The sequence below is a fragment of the Terrirhizobium terrae genome (assembly GCF_030323265.1).
Lineage (GTDB): Bacteria > Pseudomonadota > Alphaproteobacteria > Rhizobiales > Rhizobiaceae > Neorhizobium.
This window is the reverse complement of record NZ_CP104992.1, coordinates 3,902,128-3,924,011: the sequence shown is the minus strand read 5'-3', so window position 1 is coordinate 3,924,011 and position 21,884 is coordinate 3,902,128. Positions and strand designations below refer to the sequence as shown.

Sequence of the window (21,884 nt, the reverse complement as noted above, 5' to 3'; positions counted from 1 at the left end):
CACGGGCATTGCTTGTTGCACCTGAAACAGGGATACTTCTGCCCATATTTTTCAATCATTACGAGGGAATGCATGCGGATCTGGAACCAGCTCCTCCTTTCGGTGGCCGTTTTGCTCGCGGGCCTCTGTCTGTGGGTCTACATGTCGGCCGATGCCGGCCGCACGCTGGTTTCCATGGGCGCACCCGAAAGCGTTGTCGCGGCAGTCAATCCGCAGGTCAGGGAGCCCGCAGGCGCCGTGGCGTCTGGCAACGGCGATAAGGCGACGGAACAGGCGCGGGGCAATGGCGCTTCCCAAGCGGTACTTGTTGCCACCCGGCCGGTCACAACCGGCATCGTCAACGACCAGCTGTCGGCCATCGGCAGCGGCGAGGCGATCCAGTCCGTCATCGTCATGCCGCAGGCCACCGGCACGATCAACGAGATCCATGTCGCTTCGGGCGACCGGGTGAAGAAGGGGCAGGTTCTCGTCCAACTCGACGATGACGAACAGGTGATCCTGCGTGATCAGGCGCAGGTGCTCCTTCGCAGCGCGCGCGAAAAGGCTGACAGCTACGCGACGCTGAAAAGCTTCTCGCGGCTCGAGGTACTGGACGCGCAGATCGCCAAGGAGACGGCGGAGCTGGCGCTCACCAATGCCGAACTTGCCTTGAAGCGCCGCTCCGTCGTCGCGCCGATCGACGGCATCGTCGGCATCGTCGCGGTCAATATCGGCGATAACGTCACCACAACCAGCAATGTCGTGCAGCTCGACAACCGGTCCGAACTGCTGGTCGATTTCTGGGCGCCGGAACGCTTCGCCGTCCAGGTCAATGTCGGCATGCCGGTCGAGGCGACCTCGGCCTCGCGTCCCGGCCGCGTCTTTGCAGGTTCGATTGAGGCCGTCGACAACCGCGTCGATCCGGCAAGCCGCACGATCCGCATTCGAGCCAAGATCGAAAACCAGGACGATATGCTGCGCGCCGGCATGTCCTTCGGCGTCACCATGCGCTTCCCCGGCGAGACCTATGCCTCGGTCGATCCGCTGGCCGTGCAGTGGGATTCGAAGGGATCCTTCGTCTGGCAGGTCGTCGACCACAAGTCGGTGAAGAGCCGCGTGCGCATCATCCAGCGCAATCCCGACGCCATCCTCGTCTCCGGTGATGTGAAGGAAGGCGATGTGGTCGCGACCGAAGGCCTGCAGCGCGTCCGTGAAAACGGCCCTGTCCGCATTGCCGGCGAAAAGCCGCCGGAGGTCGCCAGCCGATGAGCGCAAACGAATCCGGTGACAGCATGAATTCAAGCCACGGCGCGCAAGGCCAGAAGAGCTTTACGGCGCTGTTCGTGCGCCGCCCGGTTCTCGCTGCGGTCCTCAACACACTGCTCGTCGTTGCGGGTCTCGCAGCGCTTGTTGGCATCGAGGTGCGCGAGCTGCCTGATGTCGACCAGCCGGTCATCAGCGTGCGCACCACCTATGACGGTGCCTCGGCTCAGACCATGGACCAGGAAGTCACCGACATCATCGAAGGGGCCGTCGCGCGTGTCAGCGGGCTCAAGTCGATCTCGTCGATCTCCGATTTTGGCCAGAGCCGCGTGACGCTCGAATTCAGCGATACCGCAGACCTTGCCGTTGCCGCGAACGACGTGCGCGATGCGCTCGGCCGCGTCACCGACCAGCTGCCCGACGATGCCGATGAGCCGCGCATCATCAAGGCGGACAGCGACAGCCAGCCGATCATGCGTCTTGCCGTCACCTCCACGACGCTCTCGATGGAAGACCTGACGCTGCTGGTCGAAAACGAGATTTCCGACCGTTTGGCCGCCGTCGATGGCGTCGCTGACGTCGAACTCTACGGCGACCAGGAAAAGGTTTTTCGCGTCGATGTCGATCAGGAGGCACTTGCCGGCCGTGGACTGACGATCGCCGATCTTTCCGCCGCGCTTTCGACGGCCGCTATGGACGTGCCGGCGGGATCGCTGGAATCGTCGACCCAGGACATCATCGTCCGCGCCACGGCAAACCTGACGAAGCCGGAGGATTTCGAGAATATCCTGATCGGCGACAATGTCCGTCTGCGCGATGTGGCGACCGTCATGCTCGGCCCGGACGACGGCACGACGGCGCTGCGTTCGAACGGCGTTCCCGGCGTCGGCCTCGGCGTTTTGCGTCAGGCGCAGTCGAATACGCTCAGCATTTCGGAAGGCGTCAAGGCAGCCGTCGCCAATCTGAGGGACAGCTTGCCGGAAGGCACGCGGATTGCAATCACCAGCGACGATGCCGTCTTCATCGAGGGCGCGCTGCACGAGGTGGAGATCGCGCTCGGTCTTTCCAGCCTCATCGTCGTCGTGGTCATCTACCTCTTCCTGCGTGACTGGAAGGCGACCCTGATCCCGGCGCTGACCATTCCGGTGGCGCTGATCGGTACGTTGGTGGCGATCTATCTGGTCGGCTTCTCGATCAACATCCTGACGCTGCTTGCGATCGTTCTGGCGACGGGTCTCGTCGTCGACGATGCGATCGTGGTGCTCGAAAACATCGTGCGCCGGCGCGCCGAGGGCATGGGGCCGCGTGCGGCCGCCGTTCTCGGCACCCAGGAAGTGTTCTTCGCGGTTCTGGCGACAACGGCGACGCTTGCCGCTGTGTTCATTCCTCTGTCGTTCCTGCCGGGCCAGATGGGCGGCCTGTTCCGCGAATTCGGCTTCGTGCTCGCTTTTGCCGTCGGCCTTTCTTCGATCACGGCACTGACGCTCTGCCCGATGATGGCATCGCGCATGCTGACCAAGCCGATGCGCGAGGACCACGGTGTTCTCGGGCGTTTCGGCGGCTTTCTCGCGGGCCTCTATGCCAGCAGTCTGCGAGCCTGCCTGAATACGCCGCTTGCCGTCATCATCGTCGGTCTGCTGCTTGGCGCCGCCGCCTATGTCACCTTCGGTCAGGTCCATAGCGAACTGACGCCGCAGGAAGACCGGGCCATGGTCATGCTGCGCGCCACCGCGCCGGAAGGTGTCAGCCTGCAATATACCCGCGACAAGCTGCAACTGATCGAGGAGAAATTGAAGCCGCTGCGCGATTCCGGTGAAATCCAGAACGTGTTCTCGATCTCGGGGCAGGGCGGTGCATCCAATAGCGGCTTCATGGTTCTGACGCTGGCGCCCTGGTCCGAACGCGAGCGGAGCCAGGCCGAGATCGTCAAGGATATCAACACTGCCGTTGCCGCGGTGCCGGCGCTGCGCGGCAATGCCGTGCAGCAGAACAGCCTGCGTATCCGCGGCGCCGGTAACGGCCTGCAGATGGCTCTCGTCGGCACCGACCACGAGCAACTGACGCAGTCGGCGATCCAGCTGGTCGAGGCATTGCGCCAGACCAATCTCTTCGACACCCCGCGTCTCAACGACGAGCCGAACCAGGCGCAGATCTTCGTCACGGTGAACCGCGAACGCGCCTCCGACCTCGGCATCGACATCAACGCGCTCGGGACGTCGATCCAGTCGCTGCTCGAAGGCCGCTCCGTCGTCGACGTCTTCGTCAACGGCGAGGCTATTCCGGTCAAGCTCAAGTCGACGACGAGGCCGATCGACGATCCGACAGATCTCGAAAACATTTACCTCAAGGCCAAGGATGGTCGCATGGTGCCGATGTCGACGGTAGCGACGCTGGAGGAAAAGGCTGTCGCTCCGACGCTTCGCCGTGAACAGCAGCTTGCCTCCGTCTCCTTCTCGGCCAACCTGAAGGAGGGCGTCTCGCTCGGCCAGGCCGTGCAGGTCGCGACCGAGCTGGCAAAGCCGATCATGCCGCAGGGCACACGTCTCATCCCGCTCGCGGAAGCCGCGACGCTGGAGGAGAATTCCAGCGGCATGGCGCTGACCTTCGGCTTTGCCATCGCCATCATTTTCCTGGTTTTGGCGGCTCAGTTCGAAAGCGTTTTGTCGTCGATCATCATCATGTCGACGGTGCCGCTCGGTCTCGCCTGCGCCGTCTTCGCGCTGGTGCTGACCGGATCGAGCCTCAATGTCTACAGTCAGATCGGTCTCGTGCTCCTGATCGGCGTGATGGCGAAGAACGGTATCCTGATCGTCGAGTTCGCCAACCATCTGCGCGATGCGGGCGCGTCCTGCCGTGAGGCGATCGAGAAGGCCTGCAGCATGCGTCTGCGCCCGGTTATGATGACGATGATTGCGGCGGTGCTCGGCGGCGTGCCTTTGGTACTGGCGCAGGGTGCCGGTGCTGAAGCCCGTATCGCGCTCGGCTGGGTCATCGTCGGCGGTCTCGGCATGGCGACGCTCGTGACGCTTTACATCACGCCTGTCGCCTATCTGCTGCTCGCACGCTTCGGCAAGCCGCATGCCCAGGAGGCTCAGCGCCTGCATGACGAGCTCGAGAACGCCAAGAACGGCCGGGCCAACGACTCGAAAAAGCAGCCCCCGTTGATGGCGGCGGAATAGCAGATCGAAGGATGCCGGCGGATAACGCGCCGGCATGTCCTCCGCGGTGCCTTGCTGCTGGACAAACAAGGCCTTGTCCCATAACCAGAACCCTGCCTAAAGCGCTGCGCGCCGAACCGGATGTGCAAGAGCGCGACAACACTTTATGACTGACGCATCCCGGCCTTTGAAAGCCGGATCAGACTTGAAAGGTCGATGCGCCGGCACGCAGGAGAATTTGAGAATGGCCGTCAAGGATGTCCAGGCAGCGCCCCGTAACGAGGAGGGCATTGCGGCCGTTCTCGGTATTTTGAAGCAGGCATTCGGCGAGCGTTTTCATACCGGCCAGTCGTTCCGCGAACAGCATGCCCATACGACCACCTATCTGCCGGCCCAGCTGCCGGATGGTGTCGTCTTTGTCGAGACGAGCGAGGACGTGCAGTCGGTGGTGAAGATCTGCGTGGAGCATCGCGTGCCGCTCATTCCGTTCGGTGTCGGCTCCTCGCTTGAGGGCCAGGTCAATGCGGCGGCGGGTGGCATTTCCGTCGATTTTTCGCGGATGAACAAGGTTCTCCGCATCAGCCCCGAGGATCTCGATGTTACCGTCGAGCCCGGCATCACCCGCGAGGAACTGAACCGCGAGCTGCGCGATACGGGCCTGTTCTTCTCGATCGATCCCGGCGCCAATGCGACGATCGGCGGCATGGCTTCGACGCGCGCTTCCGGCACCAATGCCGTTCGCTACGGGACGATGAAGGACAATGTCCTGGCACTTACCGTCGTGACGGCCGATGGCGAGGAAATCCGTACGGCGCGGCGGGCCAAGAAGTCTTCGGCCGGCTATGACCTCACCCGCCTCTTCATCGGCGCCGAGGGCACGCTCGGCGTGATCACCTCGGTGACGCTGAAGCTGCAGGGTATTCCGGAAAAAATCGGCGGCGGCGTCTGCGCCTTCCCGGATGTCGAAACTGCCTGCAATGCCGTGATCATGACTATCCAGATGGGCATTCCGGTGGCGCGGATCGAGCTGCTCGACGACGTTCAGATCAAGGCATGCAATGCCTATTCCGGGTTAACCTATCCAGAGAAGCCGACGCTGTTCCTCGAATTCCACGGCACCGAGGAGACGGTACGCATTCAGTCTGAACAGTTTGCGGAGATCGCAGCCGAATGCGGTGGCGACGAGTTTCACTGGACGGCGAATGCCGAGGAGAGGACCAAGCTGTGGAACGCGCGCCACAACGCCTATTGGGCTGGCCGTGCGCTCGACCCGTCCCTGAACGGTCTTTCCACCGATGTCTGTGTGCCGATCTCGCGGCTTGCCGAATGCGTGGCAGAGACCCAGGCCGATATTCGCGATGCGGGGCTGCTTGCGCCCATCGTCGGTCATGCGGGTGACGGAAACTTCCACGTTCTCGTTCTCTTCGACGACAAGGATCCGGCGTCTGTCGCCAATGTCGAGGCCTTCACGGCACGGCTCAGCCGCCGGGCGCTGGCGATGGACGGCACCTGCACGGGAGAGCATGGCGTGGGTCAGGGCAAGATGTCCTATCTCGACGAGGAGCTGGGCGGCGCTGTCGATATCATGCGGTCGGTCAAGCGAAGCCTCGACCCGGACAATATCTTCAATCCGGGCAAGATCTTCCGAATGGCGCAGGCGTGACTTGAACCGGTGGGCCGATGGTCTAATCTTTAGGCGACAAAGGGAGATCGGACGGTGCTCGGACGGGTAATGTTGGCCATAGGGGGCGCTGTCGTCCTCGTGCTGTTCACGGCATTGCTGGCGCCGTTCTTCGTCGAATGGTCGAGTTTTCGCGTTGAATTCGAACAGCAGGCCAGCCGGTTGCTCGGCAAGAAGGTTGCGGTACATGGCGAGGTCGACGCCCGCATCCTGCCGTTTCCCTCGGTCACGTTGCATGATGTGCGCATCGGCCAGGATCTCGATGGTCAGCCGCAGGTCCAGGTCGCCCGGTTCTCCATGGACATGGAGCTTGCGCCGTTTCTCTCCGGCGAGGCGCGCATCTTCGACATGCGCATCGAGGAACCGAAGGCGCGTCTGCGTATCTTGAAAGACGGAACGCTCGACTGGATGCGCGGTAGCCGTCCGTCGATCCCGACGCGCGTCGTGGTCATCGAGGACGTCCATGTCGTCGGCGGTGAGGTGGCTATCATCGACGAGCAGTCCGGCCGGTCGCGCTCGATCACCGGGCTGACGGCGGCCATGTCTGCCGCATCGCTCGCCGGACCATGGCGCGGCGAGGGGATGCGGTGCTCGACGGCCAGGCAGCCCGGTTCAGCGTCAATACCGGCGCGGCGAATGTCGAGGCCCGGCGGCTTCCGTTGCGCTTGCGGCTGTGGCCGGATGCCGAGCCGCTGGAGGTCAATCTCGACGGCGAACTGGCGCTTTCCGAAAGCGTGCCGACCTATAGCGGCGGGTTTACCGCTAATGTCTTGCAGGAGGAGGATGAGAGCGAGCCGGTGACCGCACCGCCGCCGGGGCCGCGCGTCAAGGGCACGTTCGAACTGACCAATGACCGAATCCGGGTTGCGGACTATCGGCTGGAAGTCGGCAAGCTGGATGATCCTTATGTCGTGACCGGCGAGGCGACGCTCGACACCGGCAGCAATTCCGAATTCCTTCTGACGGCCGAAGGGCAGCAGATCGACGTCAATCATCTGGCCGAAAACCCCAGTGGCAAGACCGGCCGGGACGCGGCAGCGTCCGCCCAGCGCCGGTTGCAGGCTTTCATCGAAATGGCGGCATCGATCCCGATCCCGCAGGTGCCGGGTCGTGCCAGCCTCAAGCTGCCGGCCGTGGTGCTGAACGACACGACGATCCGCGATATTCAGCTGGACGTGCAGCCGGCAGGCGAGGGCTGGACCGTGGACAAGGCAGTGGCGACGCTGCCGGGGCGGACCCGGATGGAGGCGAGCGGTGCGCTCGTCCTCGAAGGCCAGCCGTCGTTTGCGGGCGACATGCTGTTTGCCTCCACGCAGCCCTCCGGCCTCGCTGACTGGCTGTCGGGCCATGTCGATCCCGCCATTCGCCAACTTCGCACGGCCGGTTTTTCGGCCAGGGTGAACCTGACGGAAGAGCAGCAGCGTTTCGACGATCTCGAGCTTGCTATCGGTACCGCAACCCTGGAAGGGCGTGTCGAACGCCAGTCGCGGTGGATGCCGCCGCAGGGCAGGCAAGCGGCAGGGCTCTCGGTGGATCTGAGCGGCGACGAGATCGATCTCGATGCCATGCGGGCGCTGGCATCGCTGATCACCGGCGAGGATGCCGGCATGGACGTGCTCGATCACCGACTTAACGCGAAGCTCAAGGCACAGCGTTTTACCGCGCTCGGCGTCACTGCAAGCGACGTTGATACCGACTTCACCATGGATGGCGGCGTGCTGTCGCTGAAGCGGCTTTCCGTCGGTGATCTGGCGGGCGCCAGTCTGTCGGGTGAGGGTAAGGTGGAGGGTTCGCTGCTCGACTATCACGGCACGGCGAGTGTCCGGCTGAAGTCGGCCGATCTCACGCCCTTCCTCGCCATGCTGAAGCAGCAGCTTCCGGTCCATCCGGTCCTCGATCGCCTTGCCGGCAACGCTGCGTATTATTCCGACGCCGACCTGACGGCGGACGTGACGATCGGCAACGGTTCGGCGGGAGCGCAGGCCAAGGTCGCAGGCTCGATCAATGGCAGCACGGTTACCGCAGATATCGATCTGCCGACCCTGTTCGACCTCACGGGTGGCAATGCCATGGTGGTCACGGCATCGCTTGAAAACCCGCAATCGGAAATCCTTCTCGGCCAGGCGGGCTTTGAAATCCTGCCCTTCGGCGGTGACGGGCCGGGTAAGCTTTCGCTTGCGCTCCGGCAGCCTGCTGATGGTGCGGCAGAGAGCCAGCTTGATTTCAAGACGGAGCGGACGGCGTTTTCGGCGAAGGGCGATATCTCCCTTCTTCCGGGCAATTTCGCGGAAGGGCAGGGGCATGTCTCGCTGCGCAGCCAGGATATCGAGCCTTACCTACTGCTCGCCGGCATCGGCATCCCTCAGTTCGGTGGCGGTCTGCCCTTGAACCTCGAGACGGACTTCACGATCAGTCCGCAGGCTTTCGAACTGGCGACGCTCCGCGGTGACGCGGACGGGAATGGCTTTGACGGCAAGCTCTCAATTGACCGTGGTGTTCCGGGCTTCAAGGGGCAGGGTGCGGTCAGTGTCGATTCACTCGATCTTGCCTGGCTGGGTGAGGCCGTCTTCGGGCCGCTCACCGATCCCGCCAACGGCCAGCCGTCGAAGACACCGTTTGCGCTGCCGGTCTTCGGTAACAGCGAACTCGCGCTTGATCTCAAGGCACGGCGTTTCGATGCCGGCGAATTCGGACGCGTCGACAACCTGTCCGCCAAATTCGCCCATCGCGGCGGCGGCATTTCTCTCGACGAGGTTGTGGGGGACTGGCGGGGTGGCAAGCTGACAGGCCGTCTGCTGATGTCGAGCGGCAGCGGCACAGGTATTCTGCAGACCAAGCTCCATGCGGAAAATGCCGACCTTGCGTCGCTTGTCTGGAACAATGGCGAGCGCCCGGTGGCCGAGGGTAAGGTCACGATCGATGCTTCAGCCGAGGCGAGCGGCGCGAGCGCCAGCGATCTCGTTGCAGCACTCACCGGCTCCGGCGAAGTGCGGCTGTCCGGCCTGACGGTCGAGGGCATCAATACGGACCTTCTCGCATCGCTGATGAAGGCGGCCGATCAGTCCAAGGACGAGGTTACCGAAAAGCGGATCGGCGCAATCGTCGCGCAGCAGGTGCATCGGGGTGGTGTGTCGCTCGGCGATGTGAAAATGCCCTTCACCATTACTGGGGGCGAAATTCGTGTGCAGGAAGTCAGGGGACAGGCTGCGGGCGTCAATCTTGTCGCCGAAGGCAGCGCCAGTCTGACCAGCGGAGATATCGGTGCAGCGCTGTCCGTCACGTATGGTGCGGGCGACGAGGCGATCGCCGGCGGTGACCCGACGGTGCGTCTTCTTTATTCCGGGAGCGCGATGCGCCGCGCGAGACGATCGACGTTTCGGCTGTGACGAATTTCCTCTCCATGCGCGCCTATGAGCAGGAGCGGCGCCGGGTGGAAATGCTGCAATCGAGCGTCCTGGAAAAGCAGAGGCTTCGCCGCGAAGTCGCGCTCTATAATTTTCTCGCGAGCGAGCGGGCTGCGGAAAAGGCCCGACGCGCGGCGGAAGAGGAGAAGGCGCGTCAGGCAATCATCGAAGCGGCCAAAGCCGCCGAACAGCAGCGGCAGAGCGAAGGAACCGTGCTCGACCTGCAGGTGCCGCCGACCGACGACAATCTCGGATCGGGCGATCAGCCGATGGCGCCTTTCGGCTCCGACACGTTGCCGGGCGTCGGTCAGTAGCTCGTCGACCACATCGGGCGCGCGGACCGGCTTAGCTCTGCTGAGGCGGTCGCGTTTCGATATGAAGACGTAGATGGAAGCTATCGTGATCGAATAGGTGCTGGACGCCGAGGCCAGCAAGCTGACCGCAGAACCGGCATCGACCGTTGAGAGAATTTTCTAGGGCGCGGCAGACGCAACCCTAGAAGCAGAACCGATGTAGGGTTAATTTTTATTAGGAGATTATTTCTTTTTCCGAATTTTCAATTTTGTCTGATTGTTTGAGATAGCGAAGAACATAGACCCGCAAGGCGGAAGACAGGTTGCTTCCAGAGGCTCGCTGGTCGTCAATATCGGTAATAAGGCCGGCCAGGCTCATGCCTCTGGCCCTGGCGATCGTCTTCAATTCCGACCAGAATTCGTCCTCGAGGGAGAAGCTGGTGCGGTGTCCGTGAAGGGTCGCAGAATGCTTGTGAATCAAGTGGGGCTCCGTGATCATCATGACCAATGGGCCCTATACAGGCGGCGGAACGAAATGGGTCAAGCGTCGCCAAATAGGACGGGTAACGGGCCCTTAATGTCCACTTACTCTGGATCTTTTTGGGACTTTTCCAGGCGTCCCTGATCCAGTTTCTTCTCGGCCTTCTCGTTCAGGGCCGTCGTCAGAGATTTTTCGTCCTTGGTACGGCCGTGGCTCAGGCGGTTCTGCTCGGCCTGTTTTTCCTTCTCGGAACGGGCCTTCGTCTTGCGGAACTGCCGGAGGTTGACGACGTCACCCATGGCTCTCGCCTATTGTTTCTTGCGGAAGGAATCGAGCGAGACGACGGAGCCTTCCTTTTTCTCCTCGGCCCCTTCCTTCTTTTCCTCGGCGGGCTTGGAAACCGCATCGACCGGGATCGCGGTGATCTCGGCGGAGGCTTCCTCCTCCTCGACGAGCGGCACTTCGAATTCCAGTTCGAAGTTCACCGAGGGGTCGTAGAAGCCACGGATGGCGTTGAAAGGAATGACGAGACGCTCCGGCGTATCGGAGAAGGAAAGGCCGATTTCGAACTGCGTGTCGGTAACCTTGAGGTCCCAGAACTGGTGCTGGACGACGATGGTCATCTGCTCGGTGTATTTCGCCTTGAGATGCTGCGAAATGCGCACGCCCGGCGCGCCGGTGAGGAAGGTGATGAAGAAGTGGTGATCACCCGGCAAGCGGCCAGTGGCCGCAACTTCCGTAAGAACCTTGCGAATGACGCCACGCAGCGCATCCTGAGCCAGAATATCGTAACGGATGTGATCCTGAGCCATACGGTCCTGTCTTTCCCTGTTCGTCTTTCATTTAAGACGGCTTATGCCATGCCATCCCGGCGGACGGTAGTCCCGTCCTGTCGAGTCATTGGGCGATTGTATTCCAGTGAGGGGGAAGGTGAAGGCTTCTGTTGCCAGGTGCCTTCGGACCCCGCCTTAAGGGGCTAACCCTAAGGACTTAGAGCGGAATTCCCGCACCGCCATTAGGCAGCGAGAGCGTATTCCTTAGCGTTGTTGTCGTTTGCAACTACACTTGTGACCCGATAACGGCGGTATCATGCCGAGCAAAAGTTCGATCTTTACACCCTTGTCGATCCTATTTCGCCCCCATCATAAACCGGCCTGATCATGCCAGTTTGTGGTGGAGGCGCCGGGTACCGCCCCCGGGTCCAATAGGTTTATTACACCGACCGTTTATCGCCATATCCGGACCGAAGTCCGGCATGGGTGATATAGGTGTTTGCGAGCCGATTGAAAAGAGGCCCCGTCACATAAGCATCGCAATCCAGCGTGCGTGTTACGCGAAAGGTCTGGATAAGCGGCGGTCGTCACCGGCAGGTGATTGGTCTTGGCCGTCCGTGCTATTATGTAGGTCTCGATTTCAGGAATCGGTGGCCAGACCCATGAAGCAATATCTCGATCTTCTCCGGCATGTGATGGAAACCGGCACCGACCGCGGCGACCGCACGGGGACCGGTACGCGTTCCGTGTTCGGCTATCAGATGCGCTTCGACCTTTCGGAAGGTTTTCCGGCGCTCACCACCAAGAAGCTGCACCTGCGCTCGATCATCATCGAGCTTCTGTGGTTCCTGCGTGGCGACACCAATATCGCCTATCTCAAGGAAAACGGCGTTTCCATCTGGGACGAATGGGCCGACGAAAACGGCGATCTCGGCCCGGTCTATGGTTATCAGTGGCGCTCCTGGCCGCGGCCGGAAGGCGGGCATGTCGACCAGATCGCCCAGCTGATCGAGGGGCTGAAGACCAATCCGAATTCCCGCCGTCATATCGTCTCGGCCTGGAACCCGGCGCAGGTCGACGACATGGCGCTGCCGCCCTGCCATTGCCTGTTCCAGTTCTATGTCGCCGACGGCAAGCTTTCCTGCCAGCTTTACCAGCGCTCGGCCGACATTTTCCTCGGCGTGCCGTTCAACATCGCCTCCTACGCGCTCTTCACCATGATGGTGGCGCAGGTGACCGGGCTGAAGCTCGGCGATTTCGTCCACACGTTCGGCGACGCGCATATCTATTCAAACCATGTCGAGCAGGCGAAGCTGCAGATGACGCGGGAGCCGAAGGCGCTACCGACAATGAAGATCAATCCTGACGTGAAGGACATCTTCTCCTTCAAGTTCGAGGATTTCGAACTGGTGGACTATGTCGCCGATCCGCATATCAAAGCGCCGGTGGCGGTGTGAGATTGGCCTTGATAGTTGCTTGTTAAGATAATAACCCGAGCGACACGTTGAGAGAGTACGCGTTGGGTTCATGACTCTATGAAAAAAATCCTACTAAGGTCAGAATGCCTTCGGTCGCATCAATAGTGGCAAGAAGTTATCCTGACAAAATTATTGGTATTGAGAACCAATTGCCATGGCATTTGGGGACTGATCTCCAGTTATTTAAAAAACGTACCCAAGGAAATGCTGTGATCATGGGCCGGAAGACTTTCGAGTCTATCGGTCGACCGCTGCCCAATAGAAAGAACATAATTCTATCACGGACTGAGCCAGATTATCTCAACGATCACAAAGATCTCGTGTGGGCGCCAGATCCTTCGACTGCCTTTTTGATCGCAGATATGGCGTCGATAATTTCCGGTAAGATGGAATTTTTTGTTATTGGCGGAGAGCAGATATACAAGACGTTCCACACATATCTAAATCGCATATTCGTCACGGATGTATTTTGCGGTCACATCAACGGTGACGCAAAATACGAAGTGGACTTCGACGCTAAAACGCGTGGCACAAAATCAGAATGGATTATTGAGGACGAAGAGGAATTCCCCAAGTCTGATAAGGACGAATTCCCATTCCGCATTACCGAATATCGCAGACGAGTGCCATATCACAGATATCGCGTGAAGGAGGAGCTCATGGGGCGCTCGCCTGATATCGACGTTTACTGGCAGCAGTACGAGCTCAAACTCCATCGACTTGAGGAGGAGGCTGGCGAACAGCTGGACTTCTTCGCGTAACTTTTTTGGCTCGTGAGTTAGGCGCTTTGCCATTTACCACAGGAAAACTGCGGCAAACTGAAACATTTCGTTACCGTTGACTTGGAAGTTATTGAACGCGCGTTGAAAGCCGTCTCTCGCATACCTATAACGGGCGATAACCCCGCGGTTCTTCGATGAGTTGCGCCGTGCGGGAAGGGAGACACTTACAAAGAGGTTTTGATGCCCTGGAGCAATCAGAATGGCGGCGGCGGCCCGTGGGGCGGCGGCGGCGGTGGCGGTAACAATCAAGGACCCTGGGGTCAGGGACCTAACCGCCCACGCGGTGGCGGCGGCGGTGGCAATGGCGGCCCGCCCGATCTCGAGGACATCATCCGCAAGAGCCAGGATCGCCTGAAGGGCTTCATGCCCGGCGGTTTCAACGGTGGCGCACTCGTCATCGTGGCTCTGGTTATCGCGGCCTTCCTCGTTTTCCAGTCGGTCTATACGGTGCAGCCGGACGAGCGCGGCGTCGAGCTGCGGTTCGGCAAGCCCAAGGAAGAAATTTCCATGCCGGGCCTGCATTTCCATCTCTGGCCGCTGGAATCGGTCGAGATCGTCAAGGTCACCGAGCAGCAGCAGAATATCGGCGCTCCGAGGGGTCGAATTCGAATGTCGGCTGGATGCTGACCGGCGACCAGAACATCGTCAACGTACAGTTCTCGGTTCTGTTCACGGTTACCGATCCGAAGGCCTATCTCTTCAACCTGGAAACGCCGGCATCGACATTGCAGCAGGTCGCCGAAAGCGCCATGCGCGAAGTCGTCGGTCGCCGCCCGGCACAGGACATTTTCCGCGACAACCGCGAAGAAATGTCGACCGAGGTGCGCAACATCATCCAGGGCACGATGGACACCTACGGCTCGGGCATTGCCATCAACGCAGTTCCGATCGAGGATGCGGCTCCGCCGCGCGAAGTCGCCGACGCCTTCGAAGAAGTGCAGCGCGCCGAGCAGGACGAAGATCGCTTCGTCGAGGAAGCCAACCAGTATGCCAACCAGAAGCTCGGTCAGGCACGCGGTCAGGCAGCCCAGGTTCGCGAAGAAGCATCCGCCTACAAGGATCGCGTCGTCAACGAGGCGACCGGTGAAGCCCAGCGCTTCGTCTCGATCTACAACGAATATGCCAATGCGCCCGATGTCACCCGTCGCCGCATCTTCCTCGAAACGATGGAAACGGTGCTGAAGTCGTCCAACAAGATCATCATGGATGGTCAGCAGCAGGGAGCGGTTCCCTATCTTCCGCTCAATGAAATGATCCGTAATCCGAATGCAGCGCAGCAGGGAGGCAGCCGATGAATTCCAACCGACTCCCCGCCTTCCTCATCGGTCTGGCTGTCATATTGTTTCTCGTCTACTCGTCGGTCTTCGTCGTGAACGAGCGTGAACAGGCCATCGTCGTCCGCTTCGGTGAGATCCAGTCCGTCAAGCAGGAGCCCGGCATCTACTTCAAGCTGCCGTTCGCCTTCATGGATGCCGATCGCGTCCAGTATCTCGAAGACCGCGCGCTGCGCTTCGACCTCGACAATATCCGTGTCCAGGTCCGCGGCGGCGCCTTCTACGAAGTCGATGCCTTCGTCGTCTACGCGATCACCGATCCGCGGCGTTTCCGCGAAACGGTTTCGGGCGACCGGGATCGGCAGAATCGCGCCTCAGCACTCGTCTCGATGCTGCTCTGCGTCGCGTCTATGGTCTTCGTGACTTCAGCGCCGCGCTGTCTGACGAACGCGTCTCGATGATGCAGGAAGTCCGTGACGATCTGAACGGTGCAGCCGAAACGCTGGGTCTTTCGATCCGCGATGTTCGTATCCGTCGTACCGACCTGACGCAGGAAGTCTCGCAGCAGACCTTCCAGCGCATGCGCGCCGAGCGTCTGGCGGAAGCCGAGCTCATCCGCGCCCGCGGTAACGAGCAGGGCCAACGTCGCCGCGCGATCGCCGATCGCCAGGTCGTGGAGCTGGTCTCGGAAGCCCAGAGGATTCCGAAATCCTCCGAGGTGAAGGCGATGCCGAGCGCAACCGCATCTTCGCCGAAGCCTTCCAGCGCGATCCGAGCTTCTTCGAGTTCTATCGATCGATGCGGGCCTATGTCGCGTCGCTGGCTGATAACGGGACCACGATGGTGCTTTCGCCGGATTCGGAGTTCTTCAAGTTCTTCGAAACGCCGGACGGAAAGGCTCCGGCAACGCCGCCGGCCCCTCCGGCAGGTGGCGCCCCGGCACCGGCAAACTGATACAGGAGATGAAAGAGCGGCTTAGGCCGCTCTTTCTTTTCCGCGTCTTTGCACGGCTATCTCACGAAAAGGTAATTTCGCGTCGCTGCATTCCGCCTTATTGTTTGCCGAAACTCTGCCCGATTCAGTCGTTCGAATAGGCGGCAGCTGAAAGCCCTTGTTCCTGGGCTCTACGAATACGTCCAAAATGCTAGGAGGCCAGATGGCTCAGCAGGTTCGATCGCCCTGGAAGCGCGTTGCCATCGGAGGCCTTGCAGCCGCGATTGCTGCGGCACCAATGTCCGCATGGGCACAAACCCAGGCTCAGGCGCCTGCTCCCGCGGCACCGTCGCAAGCTCAGCCCAGCGCGCCCGGCACGATGCCGCCGGCGCCGCCACCGCCATCCTCCTCCATCAATCCGCCGCCGGCTCCAGGCGCTGCCACTGCTCCGGCCGGGCCCGCGTCGATCGCCGACCTGTCCGAAGGCCTGCTCGATGCGGTGGTCAACATCTCGACCTCCCAGAGCGTCAAGAGCGACGGCAACGGGCCGCAGCAGCCGCAGATCCAAGACGGCTCGCCTTTCCAAGAATTCTTCGACGACTTCTTCGACGGCGAGGGTGGCCAGCAGGGCAACCAGAAGGTTTCTTCGCTCGGCTCCGGCTTCGTCATCGACCCAGCCGGTTACGTCGTGACCAACAACCACGTCATCGAGGGGGCCGACGATATCGAAGTCGTCTTCCCGAACGGGTCGAAGCTGAAGGCGACGCTGATCGGCACCGATACAAAGACCGACCTCTCGGTGCTCAAGGTGGAGCCGAAGGCGCCGCTGAAGGCTGTGCCGTTCGGCGATTCCCGCCGCATGCGCATCGGCGACTGGGTGATGGCGATCGGCAACCCGTTCGGCCTCGGCGGCTCGGTGACGCTCGGCATCATCTCGGCCCGCGGCCGCAACATCAATGCCGGCCCCTATGACAACTTCATCCAGACGGATGCGGCGATCAACAAGGGCAATTCCGGTGGCCCGCTGTTCAACATGCGCGGCGAGGTCATCGGCATCAACACGGCGATCATCTCGCCGTCGGGTGGTTCGATCGGCATCGGCTTCGCCGTGCCGACGGAGATCGCGGAAAACGTCGTGCGCCAGCTGATCGAGTTCGGCGAGACCCGCCGCGGCTGGCTCGGCGTGCGCATCCAGCCGGTGACGGACGAGGTGGCCGACAGCCTCGGCCTCGACCGGGCGCGCGGCGCGCTGGTGTCGGGCATCATCAATGACGGCCCGATCAAGAACGGCGAGATCAAGGCCGGCGACGTGATCACCAGCTTCGACGGATCGCCGGTGAACGAGATGCGTGATCTGCCGCGCATCGTGGCCGAAAGCCCGGTCGGCAAGGCCGTCGACGTTGTCATCATGCGCGACGGCAAGGAGCAGACCGTCAAAGTGACGCTCGGGCGCCTGGAAGACAGCGCACAGTCCGCTTCTGCCGATGACAGTGACGAACCGGATAGCGCCGATGAGCCCGATGCCAACAATGGCGACCAGGGCAACAATCAGGGCGCCGAGCAGAGCAAGGAGCCGGTCACGGCCTATGGCATGACGATTGCGCCGCTCGGCGAAGAGCAGCGCAAGAGTTTTGGCATTGCCGAAAGCGTCGAAGGTGTCGTGATCACCGAAGTCGCTGCTGGTTCGCTTGCAGCCGAAAAGGGCGTCAAACCGGGCGAGGTCATCGTCGAGGTGGCGCAGGACTTCGTCGAGACGCCGAAGGATGTCACGACCCGCATGGAAGCGTTGAAGGCCGAAGGACGCCGCAATGCCCATATCATGATTGCCGACAAGACAGGCAACCTGCGCTTCGTCGCCATTCCGCTGGATTAACACCGGATTGCTGATCGGTTCGGCCGGGCCTCAGGCCCGGCTGAGCATCCGGCGTTTCCATTCGTCCCGCGTGACCGCGTAGACGACATGCCGTTTCAGGTGTGGATGGGTGTCGGGCACGCGCGGATGGTCGAAATCCAGCCCCTCGATCCGATGCAGGCCAATACGCTTCATCACGCCCGTCGAGCGATGGTTGGCCTCGACCGCGAAGGAAACGACCGCATCGAGGTTCTTGGTGACGAAAGCCCAGTCGAGAATACCTTTGGCCGCCTCTGTGGCATAGCCGTTGCCCCAATAGCGCGTGGCGAGACGCCAGCCGATCTCGACCATCTGTTCGGGAAAGACACCCAGGAGGTTGGGCCGTGACAGGCCGCAGAAACCCATCGGTTCCAGCGTCTCCTTCGACACGACTGCATAGAAGCCGAGGCCGTCCTCCGTCGCCATGCCGTTCAGCTTGGCGAGAAACGTGTCGGCCTCCTCGTGGCTGCGACGGAAGGGGAAGAATTCCATCACCTTGGGATCGGCGTTGATCTCGCGAAACAGGTCACGGTCCGACGGCAGCCATGTGCCGAGGATCAGGCGCGGCGTTTCGACGATGACACCGCGTTCGCTCATGGGGTGACGAAATCGCTCTTCCGGTAGCCCTGAATGTAGAGCAGCGCCGTCAGGTCGCCGTGATCGATCCGCATCTTCGCCTGGGCGGCAACGGTCGGCTTGGCATGAAGAGCGACGCCCGAACCGGCGACACCGAGCATGCCGAGATCGTTAGCGCCGTCACCGACGGCGATGGCATCCTCGGGCGTGATGCCGAGCCTTGCCGAGATCTCTTCCAGCGCATCGACCTTGGCCTGCTTGCCGAGGATCGGCTCGGCGACTTCGCCGGTGAGGATGCCGTCCTTCTCGATCAGGATGTTGGCGCGGTTCTCGTCGAAGCCGAGCGTGGCGCCGATCTCGGCTGGTGAAGACGGTGAAGCCGCCGGAGACGAGAGCGGCGTAGAAGCCTTTGGCCTTCATTGTGGCAATCAGTTCCGGGCCGCCGGAGGTCAGCGTGATGCGCTTGGCGATGACTTCATCGACCACGGTGATCGGCAGGCCTTTCAGCAGGGCGACGCGCTCGCGCAGCGCCGGTTCGAAGGCGATCTCGCCGTTCATGGCGCGCGCGGTGATGGTGGCCACCTTGTCCTTCAGGCCAACGACATCGGCGAGTTCATCAATACATTCCTGGCCGATCATGGTCGAGATCCATGTCGGCGATCAGAAACTGCTTGCGGCGGGTCTCCGCCTGCTGCACGACGACATCGATAGGAGCGCTGCCCATGACGGCGCGCAGCTTGGCTTCCGCAGATTCAGGATCCTCGTCGTCATGCAGGGCGATATCGCAGGCGATGCCGTCAGCCAGCCAGTAGAGGCCGGAGCTTTTCACCGCGCCTTCCGCTTGTTCTGCGAGCGCCGGTGTGAGAACCGGGTTTGACGGATGGGCAATGAGCGTGGCAACGAAAGCCATATGGAAAACCTTGTGCAGAATTTCGACGCGATCCTGATAACCGGGCCGACCGCCAGCGGCAAGTCGGCACTCGCCGTACAGCTGGCGCAGGACTGCGATGGCGTCGTCATCAATGCCGACAGCATGCAGGTTTACGATACGCTTCGCGTGCTCAGCGCCCGCCCGGCCGAAGACGAGATGGAAGGTGTCCCGCATCACCTCTACGGCCATGTCCCGGCGACAACGGCCTATTCGACAGGTGAATGGCTGCGCGATGTGACGGCACTGCTGCCGACGGTTCGCGCTGCCGGAAAGGTGCCGGTTTTCGTCGGCGGGACGGGGCTCTATTTCAAGGCGCTGACGGGCGGTCTTTCGGACATGCCGGAGATCCCGCAGGAGATCCGCTGCGAAGTGCGGCTGAGGCTGAAGGAAGAGGGCCGGAGGCCCTGCATGCTGAGCTTTCCGGCAAGGATGCAGCCGTCGCCGAGACGCTTGAGATCCGGGACGGGCAGAGGATCGTCAGGGCGCTGGAAGTGTTCCAGGCGACCGGCCGCTCGATCTCGGAATTCCAGGGGAAGCAGGGACCGATGATCGTCGATCCAGAGCGGTCGCTCAAATTCGTCGTGCTGCCCGAGCGTGCGCTTCTGCATGAGCGGATCAACCAGCGCTTCGAGAAGATGCTGAGGCAGGGTGCGATCGAAGAGGTACGGGCGCTGATGGCGCAAAATCCTGCGGCCGATCTTCCCGTCATGAAGGCGATCGGCGTTCGCGAGATCGCCGACATGCTCGACGGCGGGATGTCGCGAGCGGACGTAGTCGAACGCGCGTCGGCGCTGACCCGGCAATATGCGAAGCGGCAGATGACCTGGTTCCGCAACCAGATGAACGAGACCTGGCGCCGCATCGACGGCTCGCCCGCCTCGCTTCAGTCCTTGTCGTAGAGGCTGCTCAGCGGCTTCTTTAAAGGCTTTCACGGAACGAGCCTTCACGCTTGACGAAGGGATTGGGCCGCGCAGCGGGCGCGTCGCTCGCCGTCCCGCCGGGTACCGCCGAGCGGTCGCGCCAGATTGTGCGGGATTGTTGCGCCGGTGCTTCGGCGGTCTGGGCGAAGCCGGGCAGCATGTCCGGGCGGTAGGGCGTCAGCGGCTCGCGCGGCAATTCGGCCGATGGAGTGGAGGAGCAGCTCGCCGTTCGGAACGGATTTCGCGGCGCCATTCCTCGACCTCTCGATCGCTGGCCGGTGGGAAATCAGCGCCGAGCGCAGGTGCCGAAGGAGCCGACGCGCTTGGATAATTCGATTCGGCGGCCAAGTAGCTCTGCTGGAAGGCGCTGATATCGGGGCCGCTGACAGAGCGCATTCGGGACACGATGGTCCTCAGGTCGACGGTGTCCGGTGTACCATCCATGCCCTTGTCGGCAATGCCGCGGGCTTTTGGCAGATATTTGCTCTCGACTTGGGTGAATTTCATGCGCATCGGAACGGCGATTGCCTCACCGAAGGCGATCGCCTCGCCATTGCCGATCGAAGAGAGGAAACTCGTCGTCGAGATCGAGGAGTTGGGAATGGCCGACTTGATGATCTCCTGGTCTCGATCATTCGAAAGGCGCATGGCAAACAGGGTCGAGCATTGCGACAGAATCGTCTGGTCGAGTTCGCCCGGCCGCTGGGTGATCACGCCGAGCGAGACGCCGTATTTGCGGCCTTCCTTGGCGATACGCGAGATCGCCTGAACCGTCGGGACAAAACCCATTTCGCGGTCGGCCGGAACGTAACGATGCGCTTCCTCACAGACGACGAGCATATGGATCGCTCCATTGCTCCACAGCGCCAGTTCGAAGGCCATGCGGCAAAGGATCGATGCGACGGAATTGACCACTTCCGACGGGATGCCTGACAGCTGGAAGGTGGAGATCGGCCGGTCGTCTCCCGGGATGCGGAAGATATGCGCGATGGTCTCCATGATCGTGTCGTTGATCGTGTTGTTGGAGAACATGAAGTGGTAGCGCGGGTCGTTGATGGCGGAGATGACGCGCATCTTCAGTGACCGCAATGCCGGCTTCTCGGCACGACCTTCGAGACGGCCGATGCGGTCATCGATCAGGGCGAGTAGATCGGCCATGCGATAGGGCACCGGCGTGTCTGCCGTTACCGAGCTTTTTTCCGTCGTGCGGCGGGTCAGGCTCGAATCGCTGCCGCGAAAGGCGCGTTTTGCCTCCGGAATGAGATCGCGGAGAATATCCAGTTCTTCCGGTATCGCCGGGCGGCCGCGGAATACGACTTCGGCGAACTCCTCCAGGCGCATCAGCCAGAAGGGCAGGTCGAGCGTATCGGTGTCGATGACGACCGCATGGTTCGGGAAAGCGGCCGCGAACTCGTTATGCGGATCGAGGATCAGCACGCGCAGTTTCGGATCGGCCTCGATCGCCTGATGCAGAAGCAGTGACACTGCGGTGGACTTGCCGACGCCAGTCGAGCCGACGATGGCGAAATGCTTCGACAGCATGGAGGGAATGTGGATCGCGGCATCGATGCTCTCATCCTGGCTGAGCTTGCCGATGACGCATGTCTCTTTCTTGCCGGGATCGTAGATGCGCACGAGGTCGGCGGCGCGGATACGGTGGGCGATCGCGCCGAGATAGGGATAGCGCGAGATGCCGGTCGAGAACTGTTCAGTGCCGTCGTCCGCAACGCGCACCTCGCCGAGGAGTTCGACCTCGATCTGAAACCTTGTATCTTCGCCTTCGGCCCAGTCCTGGGTTGCCGTCTCCATGGAGTATGCCAGCGCGACAACTCGGTTCGACCCGACGCTGATCGAGACCAGGCGGCCGACGGACCAGAGTTCCGTCAGTTCGGTCTCGCCCTGTTCGGCAACGGCCGCAATCGTGGCGTGGGAGCCGTTGCAGGCGACGACCCGGCCGAGGAAGCGGTTGCCGCGCTTCTGCGTGTCGCGACGTTCTGTTTCTCCGGCTTGCGCCGGGCGAGGGATGTCGTCATTCAGCAAGAGGCGCCCCTTCGATTGGGGTGTGAG

At 61.7% G+C, this 21,884-nt stretch carries 13 protein-coding genes, 1 other RNA gene and 5 pseudogenes; 12 read left to right on the top strand and 7 right to left on the bottom strand.

Features of this window, described 5'->3' with window-relative positions:
* Window positions 1-72 precede the first annotated feature (72 nt).
* From N7E02_RS27405 to N7E02_RS27380, 6 genes are all read left to right on the top strand, one after another.
* Window positions 73-1,248: an efflux RND transporter periplasmic adaptor subunit gene (locus N7E02_RS27405; RefSeq protein WP_286580973.1), complete on the top strand. Its 1,176-nt coding sequence runs from the start codon at window positions 73-75 to the stop codon at window positions 1,246-1,248.
* 23 nt (window positions 1,249-1,271) lie between these two features.
* A complete protein-coding gene (locus N7E02_RS27400) occupies window positions 1,272-4,421 on the top strand; it encodes an efflux RND transporter permease subunit (RefSeq protein WP_286584062.1) in 3,150 nt (1,049 codons plus the stop codon).
* A gap of 223 nt (window positions 4,422-4,644) precedes the next feature.
* Entirely contained in the window at window positions 4,645-6,063 is a 1,419-nt protein-coding gene (locus tag N7E02_RS27395; protein WP_286580971.1) for an FAD-binding oxidoreductase, read from the top strand.
* A 69-nt stretch (window positions 6,064-6,132) separates the two neighbouring features.
* On the top strand, window positions 6,133-6,882 hold the full coding sequence (locus N7E02_RS27390; RefSeq protein WP_286580969.1) for an AsmA family protein: 750 nt from the start codon (window positions 6,133-6,135) through the stop codon (window positions 6,880-6,882).
* Between the two features lie 272 nt (window positions 6,883-7,154).
* On the top strand, window positions 7,155-9,467 hold the full coding sequence (locus N7E02_RS29950) for an AsmA family protein (protein ID WP_353622931.1): 2,313 nt from the start codon (window positions 7,155-7,157) through the stop codon (window positions 9,465-9,467).
* Entirely contained in the window at window positions 9,464-9,799 is a 336-nt protein-coding gene (locus N7E02_RS27380; RefSeq protein WP_286580968.1) for a hypothetical protein, read from the top strand. The genes N7E02_RS29950 and N7E02_RS27380 overlap by 4 nt, the downstream gene beginning before the upstream one ends.
* A gap of 214 nt (window positions 9,800-10,013) precedes the next feature.
* Here the strand turns inward: N7E02_RS27380 and N7E02_RS27375 are convergent, their stop codons facing one another.
* From N7E02_RS27375 to ssrA, 4 genes are all read right to left on the bottom strand, one after another.
* Window positions 10,014-10,259 (bottom strand): ribbon-helix-helix domain-containing protein, encoded by a 246-nt coding sequence (locus N7E02_RS27375; RefSeq protein ID WP_286580965.1) that lies wholly within the window; start codon window positions 10,257-10,259, stop codon window positions 10,014-10,016.
* A gap of 104 nt (window positions 10,260-10,363) precedes the next feature.
* The gene (locus N7E02_RS27370) at window positions 10,364-10,558 is read right to left on the bottom strand and encodes a DUF4169 family protein (RefSeq protein WP_286580963.1); all 195 of its coding nucleotides are present in this window, start codon (window positions 10,556-10,558) and stop codon (window positions 10,364-10,366) included.
* A gap of 9 nt (window positions 10,559-10,567) precedes the next feature.
* Window positions 10,568-11,071: an SspB family protein gene (locus N7E02_RS27365; RefSeq protein ID WP_286580961.1), complete on the bottom strand. Its 504-nt coding sequence runs from the start codon at window positions 11,069-11,071 to the stop codon at window positions 10,568-10,570.
* A gap of 117 nt (window positions 11,072-11,188) precedes the next feature.
* Window positions 11,189-11,553: a transfer-messenger RNA gene (ssrA, locus tag N7E02_RS27360) on the bottom strand.
* 141 nt (window positions 11,554-11,694) lie between these two features.
* Between ssrA and N7E02_RS27355 the strand changes: the two genes are divergently transcribed.
* The 5 genes and pseudogenes from N7E02_RS27355 (at window position 11,695) to N7E02_RS27335 (ending at window position 17,372) form a co-directional block, all read left to right on the top strand.
* On the top strand, window positions 11,695-12,489 hold the full coding sequence (locus N7E02_RS27355; RefSeq protein ID WP_286584060.1) for a thymidylate synthase: 795 nt from the start codon (window positions 11,695-11,697) through the stop codon (window positions 12,487-12,489).
* Window positions 12,490-12,593: 104 nt separating this feature from the next.
* On the top strand, window positions 12,594-13,271 hold the full coding sequence (locus tag N7E02_RS27350) for a dihydrofolate reductase (protein ID WP_286580959.1): 678 nt from the start codon (window positions 12,594-12,596) through the stop codon (window positions 13,269-13,271).
* Between the two features lie 201 nt (window positions 13,272-13,472).
* Window positions 13,473-14,587 (top strand): annotated as a pseudogene (hflK, locus tag N7E02_RS27345) (FtsH protease activity modulator HflK).
* Window positions 14,584-15,520, top strand: a pseudogene (gene hflC, locus N7E02_RS27340) (protease modulator HflC). Before hflK ends, hflC begins: the two co-directional pseudogenes overlap by 4 nt.
* A gap of 202 nt (window positions 15,521-15,722) precedes the next feature.
* Entirely contained in the window at window positions 15,723-17,372 is a 1,650-nt protein-coding gene (locus N7E02_RS27335; RefSeq protein ID WP_286580957.1) for a Do family serine endopeptidase, read from the top strand.
* A 30-nt stretch (window positions 17,373-17,402) separates the two neighbouring features.
* Here the strand turns inward: N7E02_RS27335 and N7E02_RS27330 are convergent, their stop codons facing one another.
* Window positions 17,403-17,987 (bottom strand): GNAT family N-acetyltransferase, encoded by a 585-nt coding sequence (locus N7E02_RS27330; RefSeq protein ID WP_286580956.1) that lies wholly within the window; start codon window positions 17,985-17,987, stop codon window positions 17,403-17,405.
* A pseudogene (gene serB, locus N7E02_RS27325) lies at window positions 17,984-18,876 on the bottom strand (phosphoserine phosphatase SerB). Before serB ends, N7E02_RS27330 begins: the two are co-directional and overlap by 4 nt.
* Between serB and miaA the strand changes: the two are divergent.
* A pseudogene (gene miaA / locus N7E02_RS27320) lies at window positions 18,877-19,796 on the top strand (tRNA (adenosine(37)-N6)-dimethylallyltransferase MiaA).
* A 363-nt stretch (window positions 19,797-20,159) separates the two neighbouring features.
* Here the strand turns inward: miaA and N7E02_RS27315 are convergent.
* A pseudogene (locus tag N7E02_RS27315) lies at window positions 20,160-21,857 on the bottom strand (ATP-binding protein); the annotation flags it as partial.
* Between the last annotated feature and the right edge of the window lie 27 nt (window positions 21,858-21,884).

What these genes read in the sequence shown, in the direction of transcription:
- N7E02_RS27390 (WP_286580969.1), top strand. Translation starts at nt 6,133, where the DNA reads ATGTTGGCCATAGGGGGCGCTGTCGTCCTCGTGCTGTTCACGGCATTG.
- N7E02_RS29950 (WP_353622931.1), top strand. Translation starts at nt 7,155, where the DNA reads ATGGCGGCATCGATCCCGATCCCGCAGGTGCCGGGTCGTGCCAGCCTC.
- N7E02_RS27405 (WP_286580973.1), top strand. Translation starts at nt 73, where the DNA reads ATGCGGATCTGGAACCAGCTCCTCCTTTCGGTGGCCGTTTTGCTCGCG.
- N7E02_RS27335 (WP_286580957.1), top strand. Translation starts at nt 15,723, where the DNA reads ATGGCTCAGCAGGTTCGATCGCCCTGGAAGCGCGTTGCCATCGGAGGC.
- N7E02_RS27330 (WP_286580956.1), bottom strand. Translation starts at nt 17,987, where the DNA reads ATGAGCGAACGCGGTGTCATCGTCGAAACGCCGCGCCTGATCCTCGGC.
- N7E02_RS27400 (WP_286584062.1), top strand. Translation starts at nt 1,272, where the DNA reads ATGAATTCAAGCCACGGCGCGCAAGGCCAGAAGAGCTTTACGGCGCTG.
- N7E02_RS27365 (WP_286580961.1), bottom strand. Translation starts at nt 11,071, where the DNA reads ATGGCTCAGGATCACATCCGTTACGATATTCTGGCTCAGGATGCGCTG.
- N7E02_RS27355 (WP_286584060.1), top strand. Translation starts at nt 11,695, where the DNA reads ATGAAGCAATATCTCGATCTTCTCCGGCATGTGATGGAAACCGGCACC.
- N7E02_RS27370 (WP_286580963.1), bottom strand. Translation starts at nt 10,558, where the DNA reads ATGGGTGACGTCGTCAACCTCCGGCAGTTCCGCAAGACGAAGGCCCGT.
- N7E02_RS27350 (WP_286580959.1), top strand. Translation starts at nt 12,594, where the DNA reads ATGCCTTCGGTCGCATCAATAGTGGCAAGAAGTTATCCTGACAAAATT.
- N7E02_RS27395 (WP_286580971.1), top strand. Translation starts at nt 4,645, where the DNA reads ATGGCCGTCAAGGATGTCCAGGCAGCGCCCCGTAACGAGGAGGGCATT.